Genomic DNA, 25,099 nt, shown 5'->3' with positions numbered 1-25,099 from the left:
TCGCCAACTGCTTATGTTCGTCCTTCGTTTTTCCCAATCGCATCCGCTAATTGACCACTGACGGCATCTATGTAGAGATACACCCCGTCCCGATCACAATGGTACAGATTGGAGTAGCTTGTGCTCTCATTCGGACTGATGGGGTTGGGCTCTACCACTTCAGTGGCCTCCAACAGACCAGCTCCTGATTTTGCAGCAGCAGAAAGTGCTTTTTTCAGCACAGCGATCTGTCCATTGCTCCAAAGCCCCTCCAGATCTTCAAGGACTTTTGGGTCCTGCTCCATGTCTTTGAGAAGCTGCACAACCTGATCTGGAGACAGATATACACCGGAGCAGTAGTTTTCGATGATTCGGTTCTGCATGGGGTTTGGAAAGGAAACAGGAGTGATTTGTTCCCATGAGGTGAAGTACCGCGCATATTCTGGCTTTTGTTCCACCAGGAACGAAAAGGCACTACCTCTGGTGTAATAGTAATCTCTGAAAAACCCTTGGATTACTGCAATATAGAAGCCGTGGCTTTTGTCAAACAGCTCGTTAGATTCCGTTTCAGCCCCAACGCGCAAGGTATTCAGATATTTTTCTGCATAGAAATCCTCCATTCCATGCTGCGCGGCAAGTGCCAGCACTTTTTCCTCCTGTCCCTGCTGTATCCAGGTTAAGGGAGTAAAATACCATTCCCGCATTTCCTTTGGTGAAATCGGGTGAAAACTCACATCATATCCCATTGAATCCGTCCTTTCACTCCCACTCAAAAGGCTCTTTTAAGTTGTGTTTTTCCATGATTTTCTTTTCTAAAGCGAAATAGGCATCCATATCCTCTGGCTGCGCTGGAATACCCTTGTCCGCCCACCAATAACCGTTCCCATAGTAAAAAAACATAGCCCAGTAATAAGGCAGGTCATGGCTGAATATCGCCACGCCCATGACATTGGCCACTGGCGCTGCCAGCGGTGAGCGTTCCACTATCTGGGAGGCTTCCTCATAGGAGATCCCTACCAGCTCCACCAGCAGGTGTTTCACCAGTTCGCAGAAACTGTACTGGTTGAATATGACCTGACCATCCTCATCTTTAAACACAAGTCCATCACGCAACATTTTGGAACAACACCTCTTGATAATTGCATTTCTGCTTTTTGAAGATACAACTGCGTGGTCATAAAAACATCTCAATCGAAATCCATCCAGATCAGGTGCTTTCCGCAGTGAAGGCACTGGAACAGATAGCACTGAAGATGCCCTCCGTTAACGGATTCCTGAATCATTTCTTTCTGCTCATCGTCCCACATGGGGTCATCCAAAACTTCTTCAAGCACATCCAGCGCCCGCAGTTCGCTGGCTCCCACATTACCCAAATAGGCGCAATAGTCACCACAATGGGCGCGCCAGTATTCCTGCTGCCAGCCGGAATAGCCAGGCGTGCGGTGGATAAGTTCATCCAGCTTCTCTGGATCGTCTACACCATCATCCAAAGAACAATCATCCTGAAAGCTGCCGTTGTATTTCCGGGCCGCCTCGCCGCTGGCAATGCACTCTGGGCACAAATACTCAATATCTTCCACGGAATAGAAGGGGTCGGTATAGTAAATATGAGTATTCTTGCCACAGCAATCACAAACCACACTCTCCTCAGACTGCTCAAAAGCCCCGGTATCCAAAGGGTCTGGATGGTACCGGAAAGAAGGAAGACCAAGTTTGTCTCGCTTTTCCTTGTCTTTTTGTTTCTCCGCTTTGGTTTTAGGCTTGCGGAGGGCAAAGGAGTCTCCCCAGTCATCGGCATATTCTTTCATAATCGCCAGACGCCGGAAAATTTTTGGATTCGACCGATCTCCGATTTTAGAAAGCAATTCATAGGCACTTTTTTTGAAGTCCAATAGGTCATAAACATACACCAATACTTCTTTAGCTTGTGTATCTTCGCTCTGCTCTAATTCTTCTTTGAACGCATAAAGCGCACGAACACTATCCGCTTTTCCTTTTGTCTCACGAAACTGCTTTTGGAGTTCAATATATTGCTTCAGGTATTCGTTCATAGACACATCCTCCTGCTCAATCCCACCAGAAGTACCAAACAGTGGACTGCCGCAGCACATCCGCCAAAGCACCAACGGTGGCATCCTCTGGGCCCTGGTCAATCACATCAGGGCAGAAGCCGTACAGCTCCACCGCTACATCTATGGCCTCTTTCTCGGAAACGGGGGCCGGGAGCAGGAACTCCAGCTCATCATGAGTCATAACTGCGGGCACCGCCCCATGCTGCTCAAACCAGTATTTCGCAACTGTCATTAATTCCGGCGTGTTAGGACATTCATTCCAGCCACCAAAGGGCAGATAGGCAAAAATTTCCCAAGGATTCTTCACGGGGATTTTAGCCAGAATGAGAGGATAGGTCATATTATTATCGGAATTCCAGTAGCTTGAAAAACGACGGTTCTCATATCCGCCCTCCATCTCGCCCAGGATCTCCTCATTCCAGTCCATATCGTCATCCTCGGCTTCTTCCTTGCGCTGCCCAATCATTTCCTCCAGGACTGCCTTACTGTTCTTGACGGGGGCGGAGAGCATTTTCTTCCGGTATTCGGCAACTTTGTCCGGGTCGAAAGCATAGTCGTCCTCGCCCTCACTTTCCGGGTCGGAATTCATAATCAAGCATTCCCACAAAGTTTCGTCATCCGCCTTGATGAGCACTGGCACAAATCCCTCTTTGACACTTTCTCGTTTGGCATAGTTGTATGCCGACATGATGGGGTCATCATCCGTCATTGAGGGAAAATAGGTACATTCACAGTCCAGATATTCCATCATGGCTTCCGCAAGGTCTGAAGGCTCCAGAGTGGCCTCATCGAAACTCTGTCCCTGCCAGTTGACGAACCGCTTTTCCATAACTTTTGCCATAGCCTGATAATAGTTTTCATCAAATGGGATGAACAGATAGGCTTCATCCTGGAACTTATCGGAATCATATTGCTCTGAGCCGAAATATTCCAAGGCATAGTTATCAATGTCGCCGGGGAAGTACGGGCTGTCCGCCTCGCCATAGTAGTATCCGGCAAAGGCTGCGCCCTCCTTGTTGAACAGCGCCCCAAAGAGCTGTCCTTTCAGCTGGTCCCGGATAAAGCCACGCAGATCGGCGCGGCTCAGATCTGCCATAAACTGCTGCACCTGCTCCCAGTACCGTTCCATAAATTCCGCGCTCATCAAATCATGCTCCATGCACCAGCGCAGATAGATTGCCATGTGGTTATAAGCGCTCAACTCATCCACCGGCAGTCCCTTTTCCTGAATGGATTCCAGGTGCCGGGCGGCATCGTCCATATCGCCGGTGAATTCCTCATCCGCAAGCGTTCCTCTGGTGATGGCATTCTGGCGGGTGGGATTGACCACAAAACTGATGCCTGCCATTTTTTTAAGCAGAGCATCCGCGTCATGCTCCATCTTATACTCCATCTCATTCCGATAGAGAGGGATCACCTGATAGAAGTTGACCTCCTCGCCGCCCGGCAAAGTGCAGAATTTGCCGCCTTCCTCCACGCCCTGGAGACCGGTCAGAATAGCGGCGCAGAGTTTCGTATCCTCTGCAAACGGCGATTGCTTGTCCATTGTGTGGCCAAAGCCCAGCCAGGTATCGCTGGAAATGGGCAGGCGGGCCAACACTTTCAAGAGACCAATAGGCCAGTACCACCGTTCATCCTTCAGGGATTCCTCATCCAGTTTCCAATCCGGTGGCAGAGCAATGGCCAGTTCCGCTCGCTCCAGCTTGTATTCCGCCAGTTCTTCCGGCACATTCATTCGGTGAGCACCCATACCCATCGTTACCAGTGTGTAATAGTCCCGTTCCTCAGAGGGAGGAACAACGCAGATGTCCACATGGATGTCAGGGGAAACCAGCTCATGGAACACATTCTCAAACTCACCAAAGGTGTTTTTGATGTGCTGCTCTATCACAGACATCTCATCTTCCGAATAAACCTCCGGCTCACTGTTTTTTCTTGAGGACCAGAAGGCATCCGCCTTCGTACCATCTGGATTCAGGAAAATCTGAAAATACTGATCGTCTCCCGGCTGTTGATAGACAAGACCAATGCGGCGGGTCTGGTCCACAAACACACCTGTTAGAATGCCCTCCGGTTCTCCTTCAGGGGTGTGGGTCAGCCATTCTCCGTTGTCCAACCGTTCCTTGAGCTGCCGCAGCCAGTCGGTTCCCATCTTGGAGAGTCCGGCTTCGTTCATACGGAAGGACAGCTCCACAAGATGTTCCTCCACCGGGTACTGAAATTCACAGCAGGGGGAATTTTTCTCATAGCCATACCGCTCCGGATGAAATAGCTCATAAAATTCGGCAAGTCCTGTTTCATCCACTCGAATACACGCCAAGGCAAGTTGCTTATCATCGGCCTCCTCATCCAGTCCCTGCTGGAGCGTTTGGTCAGCGTCGGGGTTGATCCAATGGCACTCCATCTGTTCCAGGGGGGCTCCGGCTTTGATCTCCTCCTGCAAGGTCAGGAACTCATAATCGCCCGGTTCCAGCTTTAATCCTTGTTTAACGGCATCCAGCGCGCCTGCTTTGTCCCCGAAATGCGCCCGCAGCTTGCCCACTTGCAGCCAGACCCAGGGGTAGTCCGGCTCCTCCTGGGCGCCTTTTTCCGCATAGCTGAGCGCTTCTTCCAGCCTGCCGCAGTACATCAGCGCAACAGAATACCGGTAGTACCAGGTAGCGCAGCCTGCGGCGTTTTTCTCGGAATCCTTCATCCATTCCACAGCGCGGTAGTAGTGGATATAGTCATCCAGATTGTTGCAGGCGAAGGCGTACCAGAGGGCGATTTGCAAATCCTGGTGTGCCTGTTTTTCGGTGAATCTTCCTTCTTCTACGCCGTTTTTGATAAAATTCTCCAGCCAGTGGAGCATTTTTCCAAAGTAACCGGCAGTCCCTTCGTCAAAGGATTCCAGCGTTTTAACGTCCTCTGCCGAGAGCAGGGAGCCAGTTTCCTCATGAATATCAGGCTCCGGTTCCCTCTCATCCAGCAGCGGCACACCGCCCACATCCCGCCGGAATGCATGGAAGTGAGCATAGGGCAGGTCAGTTTCTTCAAAGAACGCCTGTGCCGCATCCAAAACAGCGGGCAGATCCCAGGCGATGAAATCCAGATACCCGTGATACAGTCCGGTGGCCCCACCCAGGAAGGTCACGGCTTCCGTTCCGGCTTGGTTCAAAATTGCTTCTTGTAGTGCATCCCGGAAATCCAGAATGTCCTTGCTCCGCTTCTCGCCGGTAAACCCAGACAGCGGGTACAGGAGGAATCCAGCGGCAATGCCATCCTTGTGGTACTCATCCACCATATCACTGCGGGCAGTCAGGTAGTCGTTGATGAGCACCGGCAGGCGGCAGCTTCCAGTATAAACATCCAGCCGCCAGTCAGCCTCCGGGTCCTCCACCGGTTCCAGTTCATAAGCAAGATAGCTCTGTTCCAGATAATCGCTGCCATCCCGCCATAAGGTAAGTCCCATACGTTCAAGCAACTCTGGAAGTTCGGAAAGGAGCATGGCCGGTTCGTCTTTCGGCTCCGCGTAAATATCAAACCCCGCAACAAAGGCGATAGCGGAAACTTCTCCAATGGTTTGATCCACCAGCATAGAGAGTGCCCACCAGACCTTGTCTGTGTCCTCTTTCAAGATCGGCGTCAGCTTTTCACAGTAAAGGACCAGACTTACCTGATGATTCTCTGTTTCCTCTGCCCACATCTGCACATCCTCAGCCCGAACTTCAATCTCTCCAGCTCGCAGCTCGAACCCCTCACAGGGCTGGCGGCCTACCCAGATATTCCAATGCTCAAGTACCGATTCCGGGGCTTGCTGCTGGAAATACACCAGCGGGAACAGGCGGGAGCGAAGCCCTTCTGGACTGAGGATCAATTCATACTTTTCGCCATTAAAGCCCAGCTCAAAGGAAGTATCGCGCAGGGCCGTCTTGAGTGCATTCCCGCATTTTTCAATCAGTTCTTCGCTGCGCCGATGCGTTTTGTCGGTATCCATGATTTCACGCAACTCCGCCTCAATCTGAGAAAAGGCTGCCCATGCTTCCTGCGTCCTTTCATGGAAGTTCTTTTCAAACCGGGGCAGGGACAAACGACGGCGGCAATCGTCTATGTACTCCTGGGTATCTTTGTCTCCAGGGCGGGCTTCCAGGGCTTTTTTAAAGTAACGCAGGGCGGGACCTTCCTCATCCAGGTAATAATAAGCGGAAGCGATCCGATAATTCCAGCAGTGATCTCCGGCAAAATGCTCCTCATGGGGAGCCAGAAGTTCCAGCGCCTTTTCAAAAGGCTCTCGTTCTCCTATATCTGCAACGGCAATATATGCCTTGGCCAGTTCACTGTCCAGTTCTGGAGTGCGCTCCTCGGCAGGAATCGCTTCCAGGGCGTCGATTACCTTCTGCGCTTCATCCTGTTCAAACCATTGCTGGCATTGTTTCAATAAATCCATATCATGATCTCCTTTCGTGTTTCCGCAAAACATAAGGGCCACAACTGTGTGACCTTATTTTCCTACTTCATATTTCTTACAATCCTGTCCGCTGCCAGCCGTCGAGCCGCTCCTGCACCGCGTCGATCCTCCATTCCTCGCCCACTCGCTTCATGAGGAAGCGGCGGTCAAAGCCGGTGCTTTTCTCTCTGGTGTAGATGTAGAGCTTGTTCTTAGTGATCTGCTCCGCGTCCAGGAATTCTTCCCCGTTGTAGGTGCCCTGGGCGCTGTACGATAGACCCAAGGGCCGGTAGCCCGGACGGGGCTTTTCGCTCACATACTTCTCCCAGATCGCCAGCAGGCGGGGCACAGCCTCGGCATCCTCAAACCCAACCTGCTCCATGTACTGCTCCCATTCTGTCATTTCGGCAAAGAAAGCGGACAACACACTGCGGCATTCCGACTCTGCCTGCTCATCCAGCTGGGCGGGCTTTTTCGCCTTCTCCCGCTGAAGCTGGGAGAAGTGCTCCATCTGCTCCTGGGTGAATTGCATATGGGCCACCGGCTTGATGTAGTTGTTGCCGGCGATGGCCAGCAGGCCCTCATAGGTAACGGCGGTGTGGTCGAGCTGGATGTGGGAGAGCTTGGGGATAGATGCCGCCTGGAGCAGCCCGGCATCGTCCAGCCCGGTGCGGTTGAGGGTAAGAAGATCTATTTTACATTCCCGCAGGGCGGACAGGCCGCCGCCGTGGATGGCGGCGTTGCCGTCCAGCAGCAAATAGCGCAGCTTGGGCATGGCGGAAAAGATGGGAAAACAGGCATCCGTGAGTGCGCCGTCCTCCACACCGAAATTGACCATGCTTTTATGCCCGGCAAAGGGTGTAAGCAGTTCATCCGATACCGGACAGCCCTTCACATGGAATCCCACCAGGGTGTAGCCGGCCAGCCGCTCCATGATCTCTGCGGTCAGCTCCGGGACTTCAAATTGCTTCTCTCTATCTAAGGCCAGGACACCGTTTTCCCAATCCGCTGTCCGCGCCCGTTTTGGCCATTCCATAGTTTACCTCCTTACTCCTGCGCTCTATACTGTTACCATTTCATGCGAAAATCTCTTTTCAAATATCCCAGTCTATGAAATCTTCATGGTTCAATATAAAGTGCTGATATAAATATTTCAAATTTTTCTGTTCATTCTGTGAGAGCTTTGCTCCGTTTTCATAGTGCAAGGTGTCGGCATACAGGATAAAACCATCCACTTTTCCTGATGAAGCCCGAAACTCACCGTTTCCAATAATGGCAATATCACCACATTCAAATGTAACCGAAGAAGAAGTGGTGTGGATTTTCATAATTGCATCGATCATTTGGTAATATCACCTCTCATCTCCGGGCGAACCCATTCTCCACCCGGATGTCTGCACCCGGATAACAGGACGGAAAAAGTCATAGTCATTGTGGATCTCGTTATCCTCCCGAACCTCCGGTTTGCAGTGAGGGGAACACGGCAAATATCCAAGCAAAGGCCCCGTACCACCGCAGATATTGCAGCCGCCGTCACCGCCGCAGGTGGTCAATGTTTTCCCGTCTACCAGCTCCCGCTTATAAGGGTCGTAGGCAATAGACAGGCCAAAGAAGTTGGGCTGCTCCATGTCGTATGGCTTGCTCTGATCCTCCGAGCCTTCAAAGTGGTGCAGTTTCATCTTGCGGTCCAGCCCATCGCCCCAAGGAAACAGGGTGCGGCATCCGCCTCCGCACAGATAGGCCCACTCATCCGGCGTGGGAAGGCTGGCTGCCATCTCCCACAACAGGGATCGCTGAAACTCCGGGTAGGTCATTGGATGGCACAGCCACGCTCGCCAGCTATCACCATTGCGTTCAAAGCGGACTGTTTGGTTGATCTCAAGACTCTGGCCGGCCAGTTTTTGCAAATCCTCCAGCCAATCGGGATGGGCGGTGATGCGGGGGTCGTTCATGGGCACGCTTTCCCAGCCAATCTCCTCCAGCTTCCGGCCCACGAACATGGGGCCGATGGTCGCCTGGCGTACTGGGGTCATGCCCTGCCGGAGAAATTCCTCCGCAGTGCCCTCATATTCGATTTCTGCAAACATATCTGCCAGTTCCTCTTGGTTGGCCTTGTCCATCCCTTGGACAAAGCCCTCCCAGCCAAGAATCACGGTATCGCCTGGAACAAAGACAAACTCCCGGCCACCTTTTTCAAACAGGCCGGTGGTGCAGCTTTGTCCCCAGCGGGAAAAGGCGTATAGTTCCTTGAATGCCAAGTGATAACACGCCGCAAGCGTTTGCATCAGCCAGAGCTTTTCGGTCAGTTTCAATTTATCAAATTGTGGGCGAAATAAATTCTCGTTCATAACAAGACCTCTTTCAAATTGCTCCGGCAGACTGTGATTCCTTTTCCACAAGGCGAACCGCCTCCGTCAACAGCTTGGGAAGCTGATTCCTTTCCGCCGTTTCATACTGCTGGACTGGATGCGTCCAATCAAAATTTTGAATGATAGAAATGATGTATCTGTCCTGATACCAGCCCATATAAAGCAGAAAATAGTTCGGATATTCCACTTGCAGCATATCTTCTTTTTGCGTGATATCCAAAAAGATAATCTCTCCAGCGCCAAAATCCATTTTTGACCAGACTTGCACGGTAAAATTCCTCCTCACGATTCTCCGAAGTGCTCCAGGTACAACTTCCGTACGGAATAGGGACCAACATGGGTCGTTTCCTTTCGGCCATCCCAGGAATACACATGAATTTCGCCTTCATCCCCAATGTACCGCTGTTCCTCAAAGGGGGCGGGAAAGGGGAAACTTTCTACGATGCTCCAGTCAATCTTGGGCTTCAGCTCATCAAACTCCTCGCGCTTGAGCCTTTTAAAATTGAACACCAAGGCCGCTCCAATTCCATCGAAAAGCAAATCTGTGTATTCCCTGGGGGTGATATTCTCACTCACATTGGCAGCTTTGATGTCCACATTTAGAACCTTGTCGCCGCAGTTTGTCCATATTTTATTCGGAGAGAACCAGGTAGTCCGATCCTTGCCGCCTGCAAAATCCTCGCGGAAATAGCTTCTGTTTGCGCTGTCCATCTCGATCCCTTCCCGAAGCAAGCCGTTGTATGAGGAAAGCGGAAAATATCGGTGTTTTGCCGGGTCAAACTGATCAAACGAAATGTCCAACAGATACCCATGCTTCTCACTGCGCATAAGCTTGTGTGGCTTCACAATGTTTTCTTCGATGAAACTCCAAATGTACTCGTCCACATGAATAGATACACGAGGGCGACTGAATAATGTGATTTTGTAATGATCCTCTCTGTCTATTCTCTCCGTATTGAACCAAATACGATGAATTTTAACCATAGTTATCTCCTCTCATGATTTTTGCCAACGACACTTTTGTTTTTGCCTAAAAAAGTAGTTCACCGAAAAACAGTCTGAGAGTCACGGCAGATAATGATTCAAGCTGTGGCTTGCTGAGAGGAGTGTAGTGAAGAATGATTTCTCCATACAACTTCGTGTTGATGTGGTGTTCTTCCAGATACCGCAGAACCTTTCGGTTGTTCCGCACGATATTTAGACAAAACCTGGTATGATCAAGGGCATATTCAAAACAGTCCGGGTCAATCAACTGACCATTGGCTGGATCATTCATTTCCAAGCGGAGTTCTTCCGCACCGGTCTTGCGGGAGAGTGTAAAGTAACCTTTCTCCCATTCAAAGAACAGGCAGGACAGTCCTTCCTCATTGTCCAGCTCCCAAGTCATGCTTTTTGCAAATAATTCCATCATTTTACCTCAGACTGAGTTCCAGTTGCACAACATTTCATTCTGCGTGACCCGGCGCAGTTCGTCCCGTACCTCCATTAGAGCAAAGCCCAGCAGGTTTTGCCCCCGCCACTTCATTGGGTCCTGCGCCTCGGGGGAGTTGGCTGAAAGCCGAATGCCCCAGATGTTATCGTAGGGACTGGCCTCCACCAGCACACTATCTCCGGTGGAGAGGAGAAATTCCCGCAGGTCGCGGTTCTGGCTGAATTTGCACCAGTTGCCATTCAATACAATGGCGTATTTGAACTTGTCCCATACCTTCTGGTCAAAACCCCGCACCTTGCGGCCCAGGGCCTTGATCTGTTTCGGGTCGCTGCATTTCAATATCTGCTCCCGGATTTCACTATCACCGAACAGTTCCGCCTTGCCTGCCATCATATACTGCTCCATACAAAGATAGGTATTGGCAACGGACCAGAAATCCTCCATCCACCACTGGCTGAGGCAGCTTTTTGTCAGTTGACCGTCCTCGACAGGCTGATGACCCCAGAACAGACACAGCTCTCGCTTTTTCCCAGCGGTAAACTCCTGCTGGAGCCACTGACGGGTGTACTTAGGGCTTCCTTCCGGCTGCCACGCATTCACCCAGAAGTCCCCATGTTCCAGCACTTCGCTGCTATCTTCGTCATCCCACCAGCCCTTCCAGGTGATTGGTTTTGGAAACAGGGTACGGTATTCCGTCCGCTCATCCGGCGAGAGAGTGTCCAGCCAATCGCCAAATCGGTATATGTAATCCTCACCATAGCCCATGCGCCAGCCAATAGAGTATCGTTCGATCTCACGGTGGGTCAGCCAAGGGGGAGGCATTATTTTCTTATCTTGTAGTGCCATATCATTTTCCCTCGTCTCACAGCAATTAAGTTCTTGTTTTCCTACCATATAATCAAACTTCCGTCTGTTGGTAAGATTGGGGTTCCGTTTTCATTTTCCGGATTCGTTTCATGCGATGCAAATCTTCCATTCCAGCCGAGCACGATATGCCCATCCTTGTAAATATCAATGATCCGGCTGAAAAATAGAGGGAACTGAGGAAACCTTTCAAGGAAGTATTGTTCAACCAGTAAATATTGCACCATTCGGCACAACTGAAGATCTATGCTGTCAGGAAAGCCACAATCACGCAGGAATCTTTTTTCCGCCGAGTTCAGATCGAGGCCATTTGCCTTCGATGCTCTTTTTTCATAAGTGCGCCAACTGGCCTCCACACATGGCATAAATTCATTCTGGTAAAACTTCCACCCAGCCGTTTGCAGAATAAAGGTATCTGCACGACAAATGCCTTCTTTGAACAAATTTGTAAGGCAGACGGTTCCTGAGTAGTTCTTTGTATGCAGCAGTAGTTTTTCTGCTCGTTTTGGGTCCTTTTCCTGAAGATACGGGTAATACGATGGTTTATCATACGGAACTCCACAACAGGAAAACCAGGGTATTTCATCGAAAGAGCGAAGTGTTTCGTTCATTCCTTCCGTAAATACAATCTTTTTCTTGAAAAGCATACTCAGCCCCCATAACTACTCCAAAGTCATTTCACAAAGAATCAGCTTGTCTTTCTCATCGCTGAGAAATGCCCGGTTTCCCCATACATCCAGCACATGGAAGGAAGCGTATCCACGGGGCATGGCAAGGTCGATCAGCACCAAATCCGAAAGGCGCAGCACCTTTTGTTTACCCTTCCAGTCATCATTCTTAAAAATGGGAGATAGGATCAGGTAAGTCCTGTCACCGGAGAATTTTCCGCGCATCCCGTGTTTTCCGGGCAGGCGGCTTAAATTATCTTTGCCCCACAGTTTCTTTTTGAATAGTCCGTTTTCCTCCAGTTCCAGATACCAATAGTAGCCCATGAGAGAAAGACCTGCCGGATTGATGGTGCTGCTTTCCAAAAAGGCATAAAACTGTCCATTCTGTTCCAGTATGGAGCCAATCATAGGATAGTTGTAGTGAAAGTCTGCCTGGGCAAAATTTCCGCCAGCACGCTCTACAGCCGCCAAATGGGTCTGTCGGGTTCCTGCTTTGCTGTATACGCAAGAGCCGCTTTCTGCCCAGTGTGCAGTCGTGGCTTCAAAGTCTACCGTCAGGCTGGTAAAACTGTTGGTCGCATCAGCGGAGTTGTCCACTCGGCACACAATAGGGAAAACGCTCTGACTTCCGGTGACTGCCACCGGCTTGGGAATACCCTGGGCACACCAGTTATCCATGGGGATCGTAATCCACTCTCCATCCATCTTCGGCATCCACCAAAGGGATTTACTGGCTGGGCAAACCAACAGTATTCCTCTGTCGCATGAGAGCAAGACAGGATCTTCCCAAACATCTTGCTGCTCTTTCGGCTCCGGGCTGGGAATCCACCTGGAAACTTCGCCTTTGACCCACAAAACGCCGCTGCACTTTTGCGTGAGATGATAGGTCCAAAACACAATTTCATCCTCGCTGCGGGCTACCATACCTTTGCATCCAGTCGGGCTGTATTTGAAGGAAGTTCCCGTCAGTTCAAATTCCTCGAACTCCCAGTTCTTTATCACTTTTAGTTTCGCTTTCATACTTTCACCTCACAGCAAGTCTGCCTTGATACTGCACCGTTCCAGAACCGGCAGCACCTGTTCCGGCTTGGAGGACATGAGGGTCATATGCTTGAGATTGGGGAACTGGCGCAGTTCCGCTTCGGTAATGGTGTTGAGATCAAAGGCTCCATCCTCGCCATCCCAGAACGGACAGAGCTGGGTATAAATCTCGCTGCCGCCATCCATCTCGATTTCTGTGACCGACCGGGCCAGCCGCTCCGGGACAGGGTATTTCTCCAGCCACTTGCGGATCTCCGGAATAGGTTCATACCCTTCCGCGTCAATGTCGATCTTGCGTCGGCTATACTCTCTGGCAAACGCATGGGCATCCAGTTTAGGAGCCAGTAAGCCTTTTTCGTACATCAGGACTTCCATGACCGCCAGCTTGAAGTTGAAGGTATCAAAGTGCAGCACTGGTTCCGTCGGCTTGGATAACTTGTATTTCTGCGCTTTCGCCGCCTTTTGCTCTGGCTCTTTCCAGCTGATCTGCACCATGGCGGAGAGGGCCTCCAGCTTTGCTTTCTGCGCTGACTGCTCCTCTGAAACAACACCCGGCAAGCGGGTATAAACGGTAAAGCCGCCTAATTTGAGGGTATGGGCAAATCCGGCGAAATCCTTCCAGATGGCCTCCCGGTAGTCCTTGGACCCGATCCAAACCGCTCCGTCAAATGTCTGCCGGACCGCATAATCTCCCTGTGCCGCTACCCGGACACCAAGGGTTTTGATGGTCTGCTCATCTTCATCCAACCAGCCCTGGAGTCCAAGCTCGTCCCACAAAGCAAGTGCCTGGGTATAGGGACTCTCTCGGCCTGTAATGGGGCTTTTTCGTGTTCCATTTTGCAGGACAATGCGGGCAGGCCCCAGCTTTTCCGAAAGCTGCGACATGGTAAACGGCGGCGTAAATACCGACCCCAGAATGGTCAGGCTGTCTTTTTTGAGAATGATTTTTCGCTCCGTGGCCTTGGACGGTAGAAAGATGGGCAGATTCGGGTACACTTCTTTGTACTCTCGCCATTCCAGCTTTTTGGGCTTGTTTGCCGTCCGCAGAAAGCCCCAGAGGTCGATGGGATAACGAAATACCGGTCCAACCCTATCCCGCCGGGTGACGATGACCACCGTGCCATCGATGAGAATTCCAATGTGCTGCATTTTCTCCCCGCCGAACATTCCCGGACGGATACGCAGCACTTCACGGGTGTTCCTATTGATGAGCTGGGCAAAGTCATCGGAGAGGATTTCGCCGTTTCCCTGCACCAGCAGCCAGTCCCCGGTAAACCAGCGAAGTTTCAGCCCCTCGCCCATTCCGGGCAGGGAGGCGATGCGGCACCGCCCGGTGTCCATATCCAGTTCCAGCAGGCATTCTTCGATCCGCCCCTTGCCGCTGACTGCGTGGATCATGGTAATGCGACCTGTGCCGGGAACAGGAACGGCCTCGGAGAGATGGTCGTATCCATCCAGAGAGAAGGGGTGTTTTGTTACCTTGCCGTTTTCCCAGTGGTAAATCTGCCCCTTGTACCACTCGTTGGAAAAGTAGACCCGACCCAGCCCGTCTGTCGTAATGCCGCAATGGTATTTGGTGCTCCATCCATCTTCCGGCAGAATCCAGTTTTTCACATCCTGGCAGGTGCCCCGGTCAGTCAGTTCGATCCGTGTAGCGTTGGTGGGATCACCCACCCAGAGCGAATGGTCAGCCCAGCACAGGGTCCGGGGCGGACCGTCATATCCAATGGGGGACGGCTCGAACCAGTTGAGGGTAGCCGGATTCTTGCTCAGTAATGCCCGCCCAATAGTCCCGCTGCCAGCGGCTCTGGACGCGGCATAGAGTCCATTTTCTGCGGAATAAGTGAGGCACCCAAGATGCGGCAAACTGTGGGCGCGGGTCACCTGGGGCGGACGCTGGCGCAGATCGGCCACACAGCCGTTTTTCCATTCTTCTGCATCCTGGTTTTTCCATTCGCCCGCCGCAAAATCACCCGCCAGGGAGTTGAAGAAATAATCGTACTCATCCTGAAGTATGTACTCCTCGCAGGGCATCAGCTTCCCAGGGTCCTGCTCCTTGGCATGGTCGCCCCATTTTCGCCCTTGCTGTTTCATCAGGTGGCAATATTGCCCCTGCTTTTTGCAGTAGCGTTCCCATTCGTTGCGTTCTTCTTCTGGGATCAAGGCAAACAGATACTCGTCCTCATCGTCCAGGTTATACAACGCCCAGCCGAAGGCAGAGAGTTCCTGCCCCAAGGCCGCCGCTCCTTTTTCATGGGGCAATTTCATATATTGGATGCCGATGGCGTCAAAGCGTTCATCCAGCAGCGCCGGGACCTGTGCGCCCCATTTCCCTCGAAGTTCCGCCAGAGTGTCCTGTACGGCTCCGTCAAATTTTAGAATGTCCAGCGCATCGGATATGATTTGTGCCCAGTCTGGCATGAAAGTACCCCCTTTTTAGTGCCTCAAAGTTTGCTGCTCAGCCGCTTGACTGGCGCAGACATTACATCTGGAAAATGCTTACACAGAATCTCTGTGAATAAGGTCATTGCAAGAAACGGCTTGAGATTACCTGCTGCAATCTCAAAATATTGAGAATAGCCCCAATCCAACTCATCTTCTCCGCACCAAAAGTTGAGAAGTTCTGCCCCCAGATCCATCCGCTGACTGGATAGGGATTTCCATGGAATCTGTGACCGCAGATACTCCTGAACCTCTCTGAGCTGTTCTGCGGCAATGCGCTGATGGGCATAATCCCACACATTCTTAAAATAGGTATCCAGTTCTACATAGCCAGAAAAGAGGATGCCGCAATCAATCTTGGAAAATATCTCCACCATACAAAGGATGCGCCGCCGGTGAAAAGCCTCCATTTCCCGTTCCAAGGCCTCAGCCTGAATCATTTCGTGTTTCTCTATACAGGCATAAGCTTCATTTTCTGGTATCTGGAACGCTTCATCTACTTTTTTGGCTATGGTAAACATCTGGATTTCATCGGCATTCTTGCGCTTGCGTAAGTCATCCCAACTGCCTCGCTCCCATTTATCCTCTTTTGAATAACAAGCAGAGCATATCGCCTGTGCCGGGTCAATTTCTCTCGTCAAACAGTAAGGACAAAGAATTTTCGCATTCTCACACAATCTGATCGGCTCCTTTATATTATTCCATGTCCGCTTCTATTTCTTCCGCTTCCGACAAGCCATATACATCCGTTGGCGTATCCCCTGAAAACTCAACCATAAGTCCAAATGGCTCCCCCACAGGAAGGGTACAAATCTCAAAGTGCAGGCCCCATTCTGTCTCATCATAAAACAGAAATTGCGGCTGCTCGGCGGGAATCTCCGTTTCAGGGAATGGAGCGCGCTGCAATCCAAACTTCTCAGGGCTTTTACCAATCTGCGCCTGAATCTCATGCTCCGCTTTTGAAAGATACTCCCGCCAGTTTTGAAGCACAGAACGGATAAAATCCAGGTTTGCCGACCGGAGTTCAGATGTGTTCAAAATAATGGAAAACAGGATCTCTGTGTCTGCGATTCTTCCAGTCCAGCAGTGGATGGTCCCTGGTCCTTTCTGAAAGGTCAGTGCTCCCAATCCCAAATCGGAATGTTCAAAAAACTGTTCCATATCATTCTTGCCCCAATCCCCAGGTTACAGCGACAGCCATGTGGTCAAAGCACTGATTTCCTCCCGCAGCAATGCGGATTTCCCAGCGGCGGCAAAGGCTTTTTGGATGCTGCCATAGCGCCGCTCGGAGCGATCCGCCAGCTGGAGCGCGGCTGCCTCCAGATTGGGAATCGCCATCACAGCATCTGCCAGCGCCTGGGCGGAGAGTTTATCCCCGATCAGAGAGGCGGCAAAGCAGCGCAAATGGCTGTGGGAGAGGGCGGACAAATCGTTTAGTTTATGCAGCTCATAGAGTTTCAGGGCATAAAGGGAAGGAAGCCCATCCAGAGCCGGTAGTTCCTGCACAGCTGGGAGTGACTGGAGATAGAGTTTCTGAAGCCGGGTCGCCGGAGTCAGGAAAGGGGCAAGATCTTCCGTTTTCCGCATTTCCTCCAAATGGAGATAGGTAATGCTGGTGAGAAGTGGGGTGATGTCGCCATTCTTTTCTCCACGCAGGTGGAGAACACGCAGGCCGGGGAGAGAAACATTGTCCCAGGAAACAGGGGCCGACAGCCATAGGGACAGTGTATGAAGCTGCTTTAGCTCGGAGAGAACTTCTACACCCTCACACTTTTCCATCAGGGTCAGTTCCTCCAGATTGGGATAATCTCGCAGGAAGGACAGATTCACCTTCCGCTCTCCCGTCACAGACAGACACCGTACCGCATCTGGTTTTTGTCCATTTAGATCAATCTTTTCTCCGCCACGCCAAAAGACCGCCGTGCAAAAAGAGGGCTCCATTTTCATAAAAGTCACCAGTCCCGTTCCCGGATAGCCTCCTCCATGTCAATCGGAATGCCAAACCACTTCAAAATGTAGTCTACAGTGACGCCGATGCAGTCCCGGGCTACCGTTTCAATCTCACTGTTGTTCTCGTAAAATTCGTCCTGGAGGTCATTGATGCCGCAAACTGCTTCGTCCAGCTTTTCCTGCACCACTTCGGTGTCGGTTTCGCCGCTCTCCAGCAGGTCGATGACCTTCTGGAGTTCGTCCTTTACCTTGTCTACCAGAAAAACTGGATAGTAATCATCCTGATACATCTCGTCCAGCAGTTTGTAATCGGGATCAAAGGTTTTCATTTTGTGTCTTCCTTTCTTCGTAGTTCACAGTTCAGGCACTTGCCTTCTTGATATTTTTTTCTCACTCACCGCCAAACCGCTCAGCAGCGTCTTTGTAAACAGTAATACTTTCTTCCACGCTCACTTTTTCGCTGCGAATACGGAAGTAGTCCCGCAGGGCGCGCCTGAGTTCTGGGTTCTCCACTTTGCGGGGCAGCAGGCTGATGAGCATTTCGTCGTAGCTCCCGTATAGCACACCGCCCCGGTTATAGGTCTGCCATGTCACCGCGGGCTTTTTGCCCTCCGGGTCTTTTGCCAGAGCAAAGAGCCACCGCTCATCCAGCTCCACATAGCGTTCAATCGTAAACCTTGTGTCATAGGTCCCATAGCTGTAATCACCCCAGAAAATCAGGGCGCGCAGCCCGTCGGGACCCGAGCGTTCAAAGGCCCAGTCCTCCGGATAGCTGCGGTAATCCAGCAGCCCCAGGGCGTTCAACAGATAGCTCGCCTTTGGAGTCCCCAAAAGGGGCGAATAGGTCTCATACACCTGCTCCTTGGGCTGGGTGAGAATCGCCTTCATAAAGACCGGGATCAGCCAGCTGCCGCCGCAGCGTTCGTTCAGCTCATCCGCCAATGCCTGCAGCCGCTCATCCGGGTTGCGGATCAGGGAGGCGGTCAGCACCACAGCGGGAATTTTCTCTTTTTCCCTGGGTGTGGCATCCCAAATGCGAAGTCCGTCCGTAATCCACCAAGAGGTGCAGTCGTCATCCGGATAAACAGGCGCGCGTTTAAGCCGGGCGAGCCGCTGGGCGTTTTCTGCCAGGAAGCGGTAGACCTCCAGCATTTTGAGCGAGGCTTTCCCCATCATCAGATGGAGACAGAAGTTCAACTGTTCGATTTCCAGGGGCTTTGTGTCCCCCTCGTCCAGCAGCCGGGAGAGGGTCTTTAAGATGGCCGGGGCGATCTGCTCCGACACGCAGTCGGAACAGGCGTCCGCCATGATATGGCTGCCCATCCATTTACCCTTGACCAGCTTGGCCCACAGTGGGGCGGCGGGGGCATACTCCAGCTGCGCCAGAGCCTTCTGAGCAGCCGTCTTGCACTTGCCCTTTTCCATATTCACAAGCTGGAGAAGCAGTTCGCCGTTGGCTTCAGCCTTGCCCAACTCCAAAATGGCCTGTTCTCGCTTGACCCCCTTGGGGGGCAGTTGTTCCAAAGTCATGTTGCGTTCTCTCCTCATTCCTCAAACTCGCCCTCAATCATTCTGTTCAGATACCGTCCGGGATCTGCAATGAAGTCGTCCCATTTGGCCAACGGATGAAACTCCTCATGCTCAACGTCCAGATACCAGAGTTTTTTATCTCTGGGACTCCACAGCAGCAGATAGTCGCTGTAATTGTCCATCTTCGCCATCAGGGAGAGCAGTTTCTTCCGCTTCCAGGTCATCTCCTGAACATCCATAAAGGAGTAGAGTTCCGCCCACTTCACCCATTTCTGCTTCGGGAACTCCAACCGCAGGGGGTCGGTTTTCAAATATTCCACCAGCTTGGCAGGCAGCTTGTAAGGCATGAGCTGACGCACCTTTTCCTGTTCGTTATGCCAGCCCTCCGGCTCCAGGGCTTTTAAGTAGGCGGCCATTTCCTGATTTTTGTTCTGCACCGCCACGGTGTAGGGCCGGTCACCGTATTTATCCGGGATGGTGATGTCTGCACCCTGTTCCACAAGCCAGCGCACCATAGAAAAATCGTTGTGCCGTGCAGCTTCAGTGACAGGAGTCGAAGCGTAGGGGAACACCATGTCCGGCTTGTGATAGTTGATGTCCGCCCCGTTTTGAATCAGATACTCCGCAAGCATCTGATTCCCCCGGCTCGCCATACTGCGCAGGGCCTCCCCGCCGTATCGTTTCAAATCCATACCCAGCCTGTCCAAAACGGGGAGTATATCAGGATCGCGCCGATTTTCCAGATGGAGAAACAGCCGGTAGATGTCCTCTTGTTTTGCGGGAATTCTGACTCCTGCATGGATCAGAAAAGAAAACAGGGTCAAGTCTCGACTGCGCAGGGAGCCGTAAAGCAATTCTTCCGGGTTATGGGTCAAATCCGCTCCGGCTTCAATCAGCAGCCGCACCATGTCCATCCGGTTTTCCAGCACCGCCAGTTCCAGCGGAGAGGTTTCCTCCTCCCGCGGCCGCGCTCCAATCGTTACCTGATAGCACTGCGGCTCATTGGGAGAATGCCCTGCGTGAAGCAGGGAACGAATCGCCTCTATGTCACCACTTTTGATGGCAGCCATCATGGGAGGTACATTGGAATAGCTTACCTCACTCATCTGAATCCTCCTGCCATCCTATTGAAAAATTTTCTGATACTGTTCTCTCAGTTCCGCCGGTGCTGCTTTGATCACCTTACCGCCGCCATTTTGCGCAGCTTGCCCCCAAATGCCCCAGAGCACATCTTGCCAGAGAAAGTCCTGGGATCTTTTGTCCTGGCAATTTTCTTCCGGCAGGTAGTCCTCTAAATGCCTCTTGACCTCCAGCAGAGCGTTCAGGCTCTCCTCATTGGCAATTAGAGTACGGAACTCCTTAGCCGGTTTCATACCCTGCATAGACTGGACGCCATGAACCAAGACAGGCATGGTCTGGGCCGTAAATCCGTATTTCTTGAAAAAGGTGTGGATAAACTTCTCCTGCAAAGAGGAATGTTCATCATCACATAAATCCAGATAGTCACACACCAGCGGCACCCACGGTTCTCCCTCCAACCCCAAAGCAAACACAGCGAAAGTACCGGGCATCGCGCAGGCTTCATCCGCGAGGTTTTGGTACCACTCAAACTCCCGCATAGCCAGACGAGCGTATCGCTCCATAATCGGATGCAGACTGGGATACTGCACAGCGCAGGCAAAGAGCTGGTTGACTCCCTTCTTGGGCAGGCCGGGAATGGGCAGATAGAGTTTCTCCTTTCCACGGAACTCCACCGAGTAACTGCGGGGAAATTCCTCCCGCTCCAGCACCGCGCACAGGTAGTCCAGGATTTCCCCATAGCACTCCTCCGTGGAGTCCCTGGCGGTGATGCGGATGGTCGCAAACGCATCATTAGCCGATACGGTGAAATGCTCCGTTTTCCGCTGCTGAATGTCCGTTGGCAATTTGCCGCTGCCGCTCGTTTTCAGCTGCTTCACCATATCCGGGCGGAGCTGGGAAACCAGGCCGAGAATGTGCTCGGTGGTGAGAGAGTCGTAGCTGGCTCCATACACCGTATAGCAGACCGCCACATAGCAGGCAAAGCGCAGCAGGTCTTCGTCCACATCCTCCGGCCTCAGCTCGGGCCACACGGTGCAGGGCGGGTAAGCTGAAAAGTAATCCTCTTTCTCTCCAACCTCAAAATACCGCTCCTGCACCTGATGTTCGATGTATTGTCCCAGTGTGTGGTCAATCTCTTTCCAGCCCGCCAGCCGCCGCAGGGCATCGCAGAAGGCGACCGCATCCGCATAGGGAAATCCCTTCAAAGGCAGTTTGGACAGGTACCGCTCCAGCAGCTGGCTGGGAAGAAAGGGTGTTCCGTTTTGATTCCGAACAACCACCGGGTAGCCGGAATGGTTTTCTTTTGCGGTTCCATCCAACACATCCTGAATGCACTGATCGGCTTGTTCCAGCACTTCGGGGTCCGTGTCCGGTTTATGGATCAGATAATAACGGCCATGCACGCCGTCTCGTTTCGGTAAACTCATAGCAGGCCACCTCTTTCTTCCAGGCTCTCCGTTATCGGAATAAAAATTTGTCGGCAACGCTCTTTCAGTTCCTCCGAAGCTGCTTCCACCACTTTTTGACCACCCTTGGCGCTGCCCTTTCCCCAGATCACATAGCAGACCGTTTCCCATGCGTATTGCAGCACTTCCTCCGGGCTGGCTTCTGTTTCTTCTGCGGGTTTCTCGTCCTCGTCATCATCGTCATCCTCGTCGGAGGAAAAACCGCTTGGAACGATCTCGGACAGGTGGATTTTTGCCTCCAGCAGAGCGTCCAGGCTTTCTGCGTTTGCCATCCACGCGGCATAGTCCTTGGAATACTTCATGTTCTGCATGGACAGCACCCCACGGACAAATACAGGGACGGTATCGGCGGTAAATCCGAACTGTTTCACATACTCCCGGAGGAATTTTTCCTGTAAGTGGGAGTGCTCATCATCACAGAGATCGAGATAATCCCATACCAGCTGCCGCCACTCTTGCCCCAGCATTCCCAGGGCGAACACGGCAAAACTTCCGGGGAGCGCGCACTGCTCATCGCTGAGATTGGTGTACTGCTCATATTGCCGCATGGCAAGCCGGGCGTACCGTTCCATCAGGGGGTGGAGGCCGGGGTACTGCACGGCACAGGCAAAGAGCTGGTTTACTCCCTTTTTGGGCAGACCTGTGATGGGAAGATACCTCTTTTCCGGTCCTTTGAACTCCACCGCATAGCTGCGGGGAAAATCCTCCTGCTCCAGAAGCTCACACAGGTAGTTCAGCACTTCACGGCAGCATTCCTCCGTATTGTCCCTGGCAGTAATACGGATCGCAGCAAAGGCATCGTTGGCCGATGCGGTGAAGTGCTCTGTTTTCCTCTTTTGCAGAGAGAGCGGCAGCCTGCCGGTCCCGTGTTCCCGGAGCTTTTTCACCATATCAGGACGGACTTTCTCCACCAATCCAAAGAGGTAATTGGCGTCCAGATACTGAAAGTCCAAGCCATACACTTTATAGCTCACCGCCACATAGCAGGCGAAACGCAGCAGCGGCTCCGGGACCTCCTCTGCACGGATACCTGGTTTCAGGGAATACTCCCGATCCCAGAAGCGATCATCTTCATCGCCTGTTACAAAAAAATACTTCTCTTGTAGCTCCCGTTTCAGCATATCAAGTAGATGGTGGTCAATTTCACCCCAGCGGCTCTGGCGGCGCAGGTTTTCGCTGAAGGCGATGGCCTTTTCCGCATCCAGGGTCTCGGCCCGCTGTATTTCGGTCCATATCTGAAGCAGTTGCCACACCTCAAAGGGTGCACCTTGACTGCTGACCACTACCGGCGGCCAGTGGGAATCATCAAGCCGCGTGATTTTCCCGTCAATGGCATCCTGGATACACTGGTCAAAGAGCGGTTGCAGTTCTTCCTGTACCTCGGGCTTCATCCAGTAACAGCGCCCGTCCGCACTGTTGAACTTTGGCAAATTCATAGCGATTTCCTCCTATCAGGTCTGCTGGTGCTGCATGGATACGATCTGGCAGTCAGGGCAGAACTCGATGTAGAGTGTGCCCTCTGTGCCGTCCATCAAAGTATCCCACTGGATCTGGGCCAGATATTTCATGGGTTTGTCGCAGTGTGGGCAAGTGGTATATTCCGCATCCTGCACCCAGTTGGCAAAGCCTCCTACCGTATTCACATCTTCACAAGCAGAACCGTAAAACATGGGTACTGGTGCTTTACCCAGTACAAAGGGATTTTCAGTGAGGACTTTGTAGTCCTCCAGTCGCACATAGCAATCCATTTTTTCCGCACCGTCAAAGAGTTCTGAGGGAAATACCTCTGCGCCGCCGTCCAGAGTAAAGCTGTTAAATGCGGGACCTTTTAAAAACCCGACACAGTTTAAACAGCAGGTGGCAGTTAAAATACCATCCAGCCCCAAAAATTTAAGCCGTTCATCTCGACCATCTAACACAAGAATGTCCACCATTTGGCAGCCACAGTGAGGGCAGGTATCTTCTCGGACTCGACCGATGCGAACAGGAGTTGCTTCGCCAGGCTCACCCTTCACCATGGGATAACAGGTATCGAAATTGATCTGTGTCCGATGCCCTTCTTTGTCAAAGGTCCAGCCACCACATTGTGCATAGATAGATGGGTCTACATAGAGGCTCTTGCGCCATGGCCGAGGATTTCGCTCCAATTCCAGCAGCGTTTCCATTGCCTTGTCATCTCCCTGGAAGGCAAGACAGCACATCAGATTGGCCGCTTCATGGGCATTCTCGGTTTTTAACAGAGCGGCGATCAGACCATCCCGAACATCTGCCGGGGCACGGTAATAGATCTCGCAGGGCCAGAACACCTCTGCGGTCAGTGCCGCCCGCTGAATCTCCGGGGTAATGGCATCACGGTAACTGAGCAGCTGCCAGAAGTCGGTAGATTCCGGGTCCTCCATATCTCCAAGCCGCTGGATGTTCTGAATCAAGTTTCTCTGATTCTCGGCAATTTGTTCTGGTGTCCAGGCAAGAGCAGTTTTCCGTTCCTGCTCACACTTACACTTCCAGCACAAACCCTCATAGCCCAAGGGAGTGCCGCAGCTTGGGCAGGTATATTTCAAACTCATATTTTTTGACTCCTTTCATAAAGATAGAAAAACGCCCTGCGACACACTATCACTTGGACAGGCTGGCGCAAGGCGCGAAAAGGCCGCACAGAAGCAAAAGTCGGTTGTAAAAATCCGGCTTTTTCTAAGGTTCAAATGCATTTGGTTACTTCGTAATCTTATAGGATATAAAATTTTATTTCTGAACATCTTTTGTTCACCTTGTTTTTTCTTTGACTCGTTCCATCTCATCTATTAGTGCGTTGACCTGGAACTCTACCATATCCTCTGCAACTTCTGAAAAGAGAAAAGGCATAGTATCAGGAATTGATTTGTAGACCATCATCATGCTAAGCGCCATATTTCCAAATAAACGGGGATCAATGCTATTCACAGGAAGTCCGAAAACGGAAAGCAACTTGCTGTAAAAGACGATCTGCTCCTGTTGAAAGGCATTATAATTTTCCGCAGAGAGACAGCGAAAAATTTCACCTTCTTCCTCTATCGACAAAACCGCAACTCCATTTTTGGCTCCATAGCAACAATTTTTCAGGAAGATTTTTACTCCCTCTCTCCAACTAAGATTCGGGTCATCCATCAGACTTTGCGCATAATAGATCAGTTTGGGTTGTTGATACCGAAGAGCCTGTATGACCAATTCTTCTTTTGAAGAGAAAAAAGTGTAAAAAAAGGTTTTTGATATACCTACTTTCCTGCACAGAACATCAATGCTGCTATGGATTAGACCCCTATCTATAATGCACTGAAGGACAGTAGTCATCAATGTTTCTTTCACTCGTTGGCGTTCTTCAATAGAATAAGATTTTCGCGGCATCTTTTTATGCTCCCATTTAACAATATAAAATATAGAATCATAAAATAGTATTTATTTTATTATACATTAGAATAATGCAGAAACGCAATCCTAAATTTGTGAATGAAATGTAAATATAAGTTCTTTAAAATAAAATGTTTTTTCTTTCTGCTGTAATCTCTCTTAAAGTGGGTACTTCAAGGCAGCTCATGATGAACCGCCCCTCAGTCCACCTAAAAGGCGCACTACTCCCTTGTGAGTGAAAATATATTTTTTAGAGCAAATAATATCGATTAGAGGTCGCACTGCCGTTTTCACGGTAGTGCGGCTCTTTTCGTATAAGACCTGCTTTTTCTAAGTCTTTGACTGCTCGTTTTACAGTGCTGCGGGAGAGCGACAGATCTTTTGCAATGGTGTTAA

At 51.3% G+C, this 25,099-nt stretch carries 25 protein-coding genes; all 25 read right to left on the bottom strand.

Features of this window, described 5'->3' with window-relative positions; genetic code table 11:
- Positions 1-11: 11 nt before the first annotated feature.
- Complete coding sequence (locus H6A12_RS11140; protein ID WP_204447873.1) at positions 12-725, bottom strand: hypothetical protein; 714 nt, start codon at positions 723-725, stop codon at positions 12-14.
- A gap of 13 nt (positions 726-738) precedes the next feature.
- A complete protein-coding gene (locus H6A12_RS11135; protein WP_204447872.1) occupies positions 739-1,095 on the bottom strand; it encodes a hypothetical protein in 357 nt (118 codons plus the stop codon).
- Between the two features lie 71 nt (positions 1,096-1,166).
- Positions 1,167-2,030 (bottom strand): CbrC family protein, encoded by an 864-nt coding sequence (locus tag H6A12_RS11130; protein WP_204447869.1) that lies wholly within the window; start codon positions 2,028-2,030, stop codon positions 1,167-1,169.
- A 16-nt stretch (positions 2,031-2,046) separates the two neighbouring features.
- Positions 2,047-6,477, bottom strand: coding sequence for a suppressor of fused domain protein (locus tag H6A12_RS11125; protein WP_204447867.1), 4,431 nt, complete (start codon positions 6,475-6,477; stop codon positions 2,047-2,049).
- 76 nt (positions 6,478-6,553) lie between these two features.
- A complete protein-coding gene (locus H6A12_RS11120) occupies positions 6,554-7,513 on the bottom strand; it encodes an NTF2 fold immunity protein (RefSeq protein WP_204447865.1) in 960 nt (319 codons plus the stop codon).
- A 58-nt stretch (positions 7,514-7,571) separates the two neighbouring features.
- Entirely contained in the window at positions 7,572-7,820 is a 249-nt protein-coding gene (locus H6A12_RS11115; RefSeq protein WP_204447863.1) for a hypothetical protein, read from the bottom strand.
- Between the two features lie 9 nt (positions 7,821-7,829).
- Entirely contained in the window at positions 7,830-8,825 is a 996-nt protein-coding gene (locus H6A12_RS11110) for a hypothetical protein (RefSeq protein ID WP_204447861.1), read from the bottom strand.
- A gap of 13 nt (positions 8,826-8,838) precedes the next feature.
- On the bottom strand, positions 8,839-9,114 hold the full coding sequence (locus H6A12_RS11105; protein WP_243415498.1) for a hypothetical protein: 276 nt from the start codon (positions 9,112-9,114) through the stop codon (positions 8,839-8,841).
- 14 nt (positions 9,115-9,128) lie between these two features.
- Complete coding sequence (locus tag H6A12_RS11100) at positions 9,129-9,830, bottom strand: hypothetical protein (RefSeq protein ID WP_204447858.1); 702 nt, start codon at positions 9,828-9,830, stop codon at positions 9,129-9,131.
- 46 nt (positions 9,831-9,876) lie between these two features.
- Positions 9,877-10,257 (bottom strand): hypothetical protein, encoded by a 381-nt coding sequence (locus H6A12_RS11095; protein WP_204447856.1) that lies wholly within the window; start codon positions 10,255-10,257, stop codon positions 9,877-9,879.
- Positions 10,258-10,263: 6 nt separating this feature from the next.
- Positions 10,264-11,124, bottom strand: coding sequence for an NADAR family protein (locus H6A12_RS11090; RefSeq protein WP_204447854.1), 861 nt, complete (start codon positions 11,122-11,124; stop codon positions 10,264-10,266).
- A 41-nt stretch (positions 11,125-11,165) separates the two neighbouring features.
- Positions 11,166-11,789, bottom strand: coding sequence for a hypothetical protein (locus H6A12_RS11085; RefSeq protein WP_204447853.1), 624 nt, complete (start codon positions 11,787-11,789; stop codon positions 11,166-11,168).
- Positions 11,790-11,804: 15 nt separating this feature from the next.
- Positions 11,805-12,830: a hypothetical protein gene (locus H6A12_RS11080; protein ID WP_204447852.1), complete on the bottom strand. Its 1,026-nt coding sequence runs from the start codon at positions 12,828-12,830 to the stop codon at positions 11,805-11,807.
- 9 nt (positions 12,831-12,839) lie between these two features.
- Positions 12,840-15,272 carry a DUF6892 domain-containing protein gene (locus H6A12_RS11075; RefSeq protein ID WP_204447851.1) on the bottom strand — a complete coding sequence of 811 codons (2,433 nt, stop codon included), beginning with the start codon at positions 15,270-15,272 and terminating at the stop codon, positions 12,840-12,842.
- Between the two features lie 23 nt (positions 15,273-15,295).
- A complete protein-coding gene (locus H6A12_RS11070) occupies positions 15,296-15,970 on the bottom strand; it encodes a hypothetical protein (RefSeq protein ID WP_025543808.1) in 675 nt (224 codons plus the stop codon).
- Between the two features lie 19 nt (positions 15,971-15,989).
- On the bottom strand, positions 15,990-16,454 hold the full coding sequence (locus tag H6A12_RS11065) for a hypothetical protein (protein ID WP_025543807.1): 465 nt from the start codon (positions 16,452-16,454) through the stop codon (positions 15,990-15,992).
- Between the two features lie 24 nt (positions 16,455-16,478).
- Positions 16,479-17,123, bottom strand: coding sequence for a hypothetical protein (locus H6A12_RS11060; protein ID WP_345941248.1), 645 nt, complete (start codon positions 17,121-17,123; stop codon positions 16,479-16,481).
- A gap of 122 nt (positions 17,124-17,245) precedes the next feature.
- Positions 17,246-17,572, bottom strand: a complete 327-nt coding sequence (locus H6A12_RS11055; RefSeq protein WP_006354163.1) for a DUF5713 family protein — start codon at positions 17,570-17,572, stop codon at positions 17,246-17,248.
- A gap of 61 nt (positions 17,573-17,633) precedes the next feature.
- Positions 17,634-18,773, bottom strand: a complete 1,140-nt coding sequence (locus H6A12_RS11050) for a hypothetical protein (RefSeq protein ID WP_204447850.1) — start codon at positions 18,771-18,773, stop codon at positions 17,634-17,636.
- Positions 18,774-18,787: 14 nt separating this feature from the next.
- Complete coding sequence (locus H6A12_RS11045; RefSeq protein ID WP_204447848.1) at positions 18,788-19,879, bottom strand: ankyrin repeat domain-containing protein; 1,092 nt, start codon at positions 19,877-19,879, stop codon at positions 18,788-18,790.
- An 18-nt stretch (positions 19,880-19,897) separates the two neighbouring features.
- Positions 19,898-21,280, bottom strand: coding sequence for a DUF6138 family protein (locus H6A12_RS11040; protein WP_204447846.1), 1,383 nt, complete (start codon positions 21,278-21,280; stop codon positions 19,898-19,900).
- Entirely contained in the window at positions 21,277-22,755 is a 1,479-nt protein-coding gene (locus H6A12_RS11035; protein WP_243415497.1) for a DUF6138 family protein, read from the bottom strand. The genes H6A12_RS11040 and H6A12_RS11035 overlap by 4 nt, the downstream gene beginning before the upstream one ends.
- 15 nt (positions 22,756-22,770) lie before the next feature.
- Positions 22,771-23,886 carry a hypothetical protein gene (locus H6A12_RS11030; RefSeq protein WP_204447844.1) on the bottom strand — a complete coding sequence of 372 codons (1,116 nt, stop codon included), beginning with the start codon at positions 23,884-23,886 and terminating at the stop codon, positions 22,771-22,773.
- A gap of 196 nt (positions 23,887-24,082) precedes the next feature.
- Entirely contained in the window at positions 24,083-24,700 is a 618-nt protein-coding gene (locus H6A12_RS11025) for a TetR/AcrR family transcriptional regulator (protein ID WP_204447842.1), read from the bottom strand.
- A 253-nt stretch (positions 24,701-24,953) separates the two neighbouring features.
- Complete coding sequence (locus H6A12_RS11020) at positions 24,954-25,091, bottom strand: MarR family transcriptional regulator (RefSeq protein ID WP_430623639.1); 138 nt, start codon at positions 25,089-25,091, stop codon at positions 24,954-24,956.
- Positions 25,092-25,099 lie beyond the last annotated feature (8 nt).

The organism is Merdimmobilis hominis, from assembly GCF_016901855.1.
Lineage (GTDB): Bacteria > Bacillota > Clostridia > Oscillospirales > Ruminococcaceae > Paludihabitans.
This window is presented reverse-complemented; position numbering and strand designations above follow the sequence as displayed.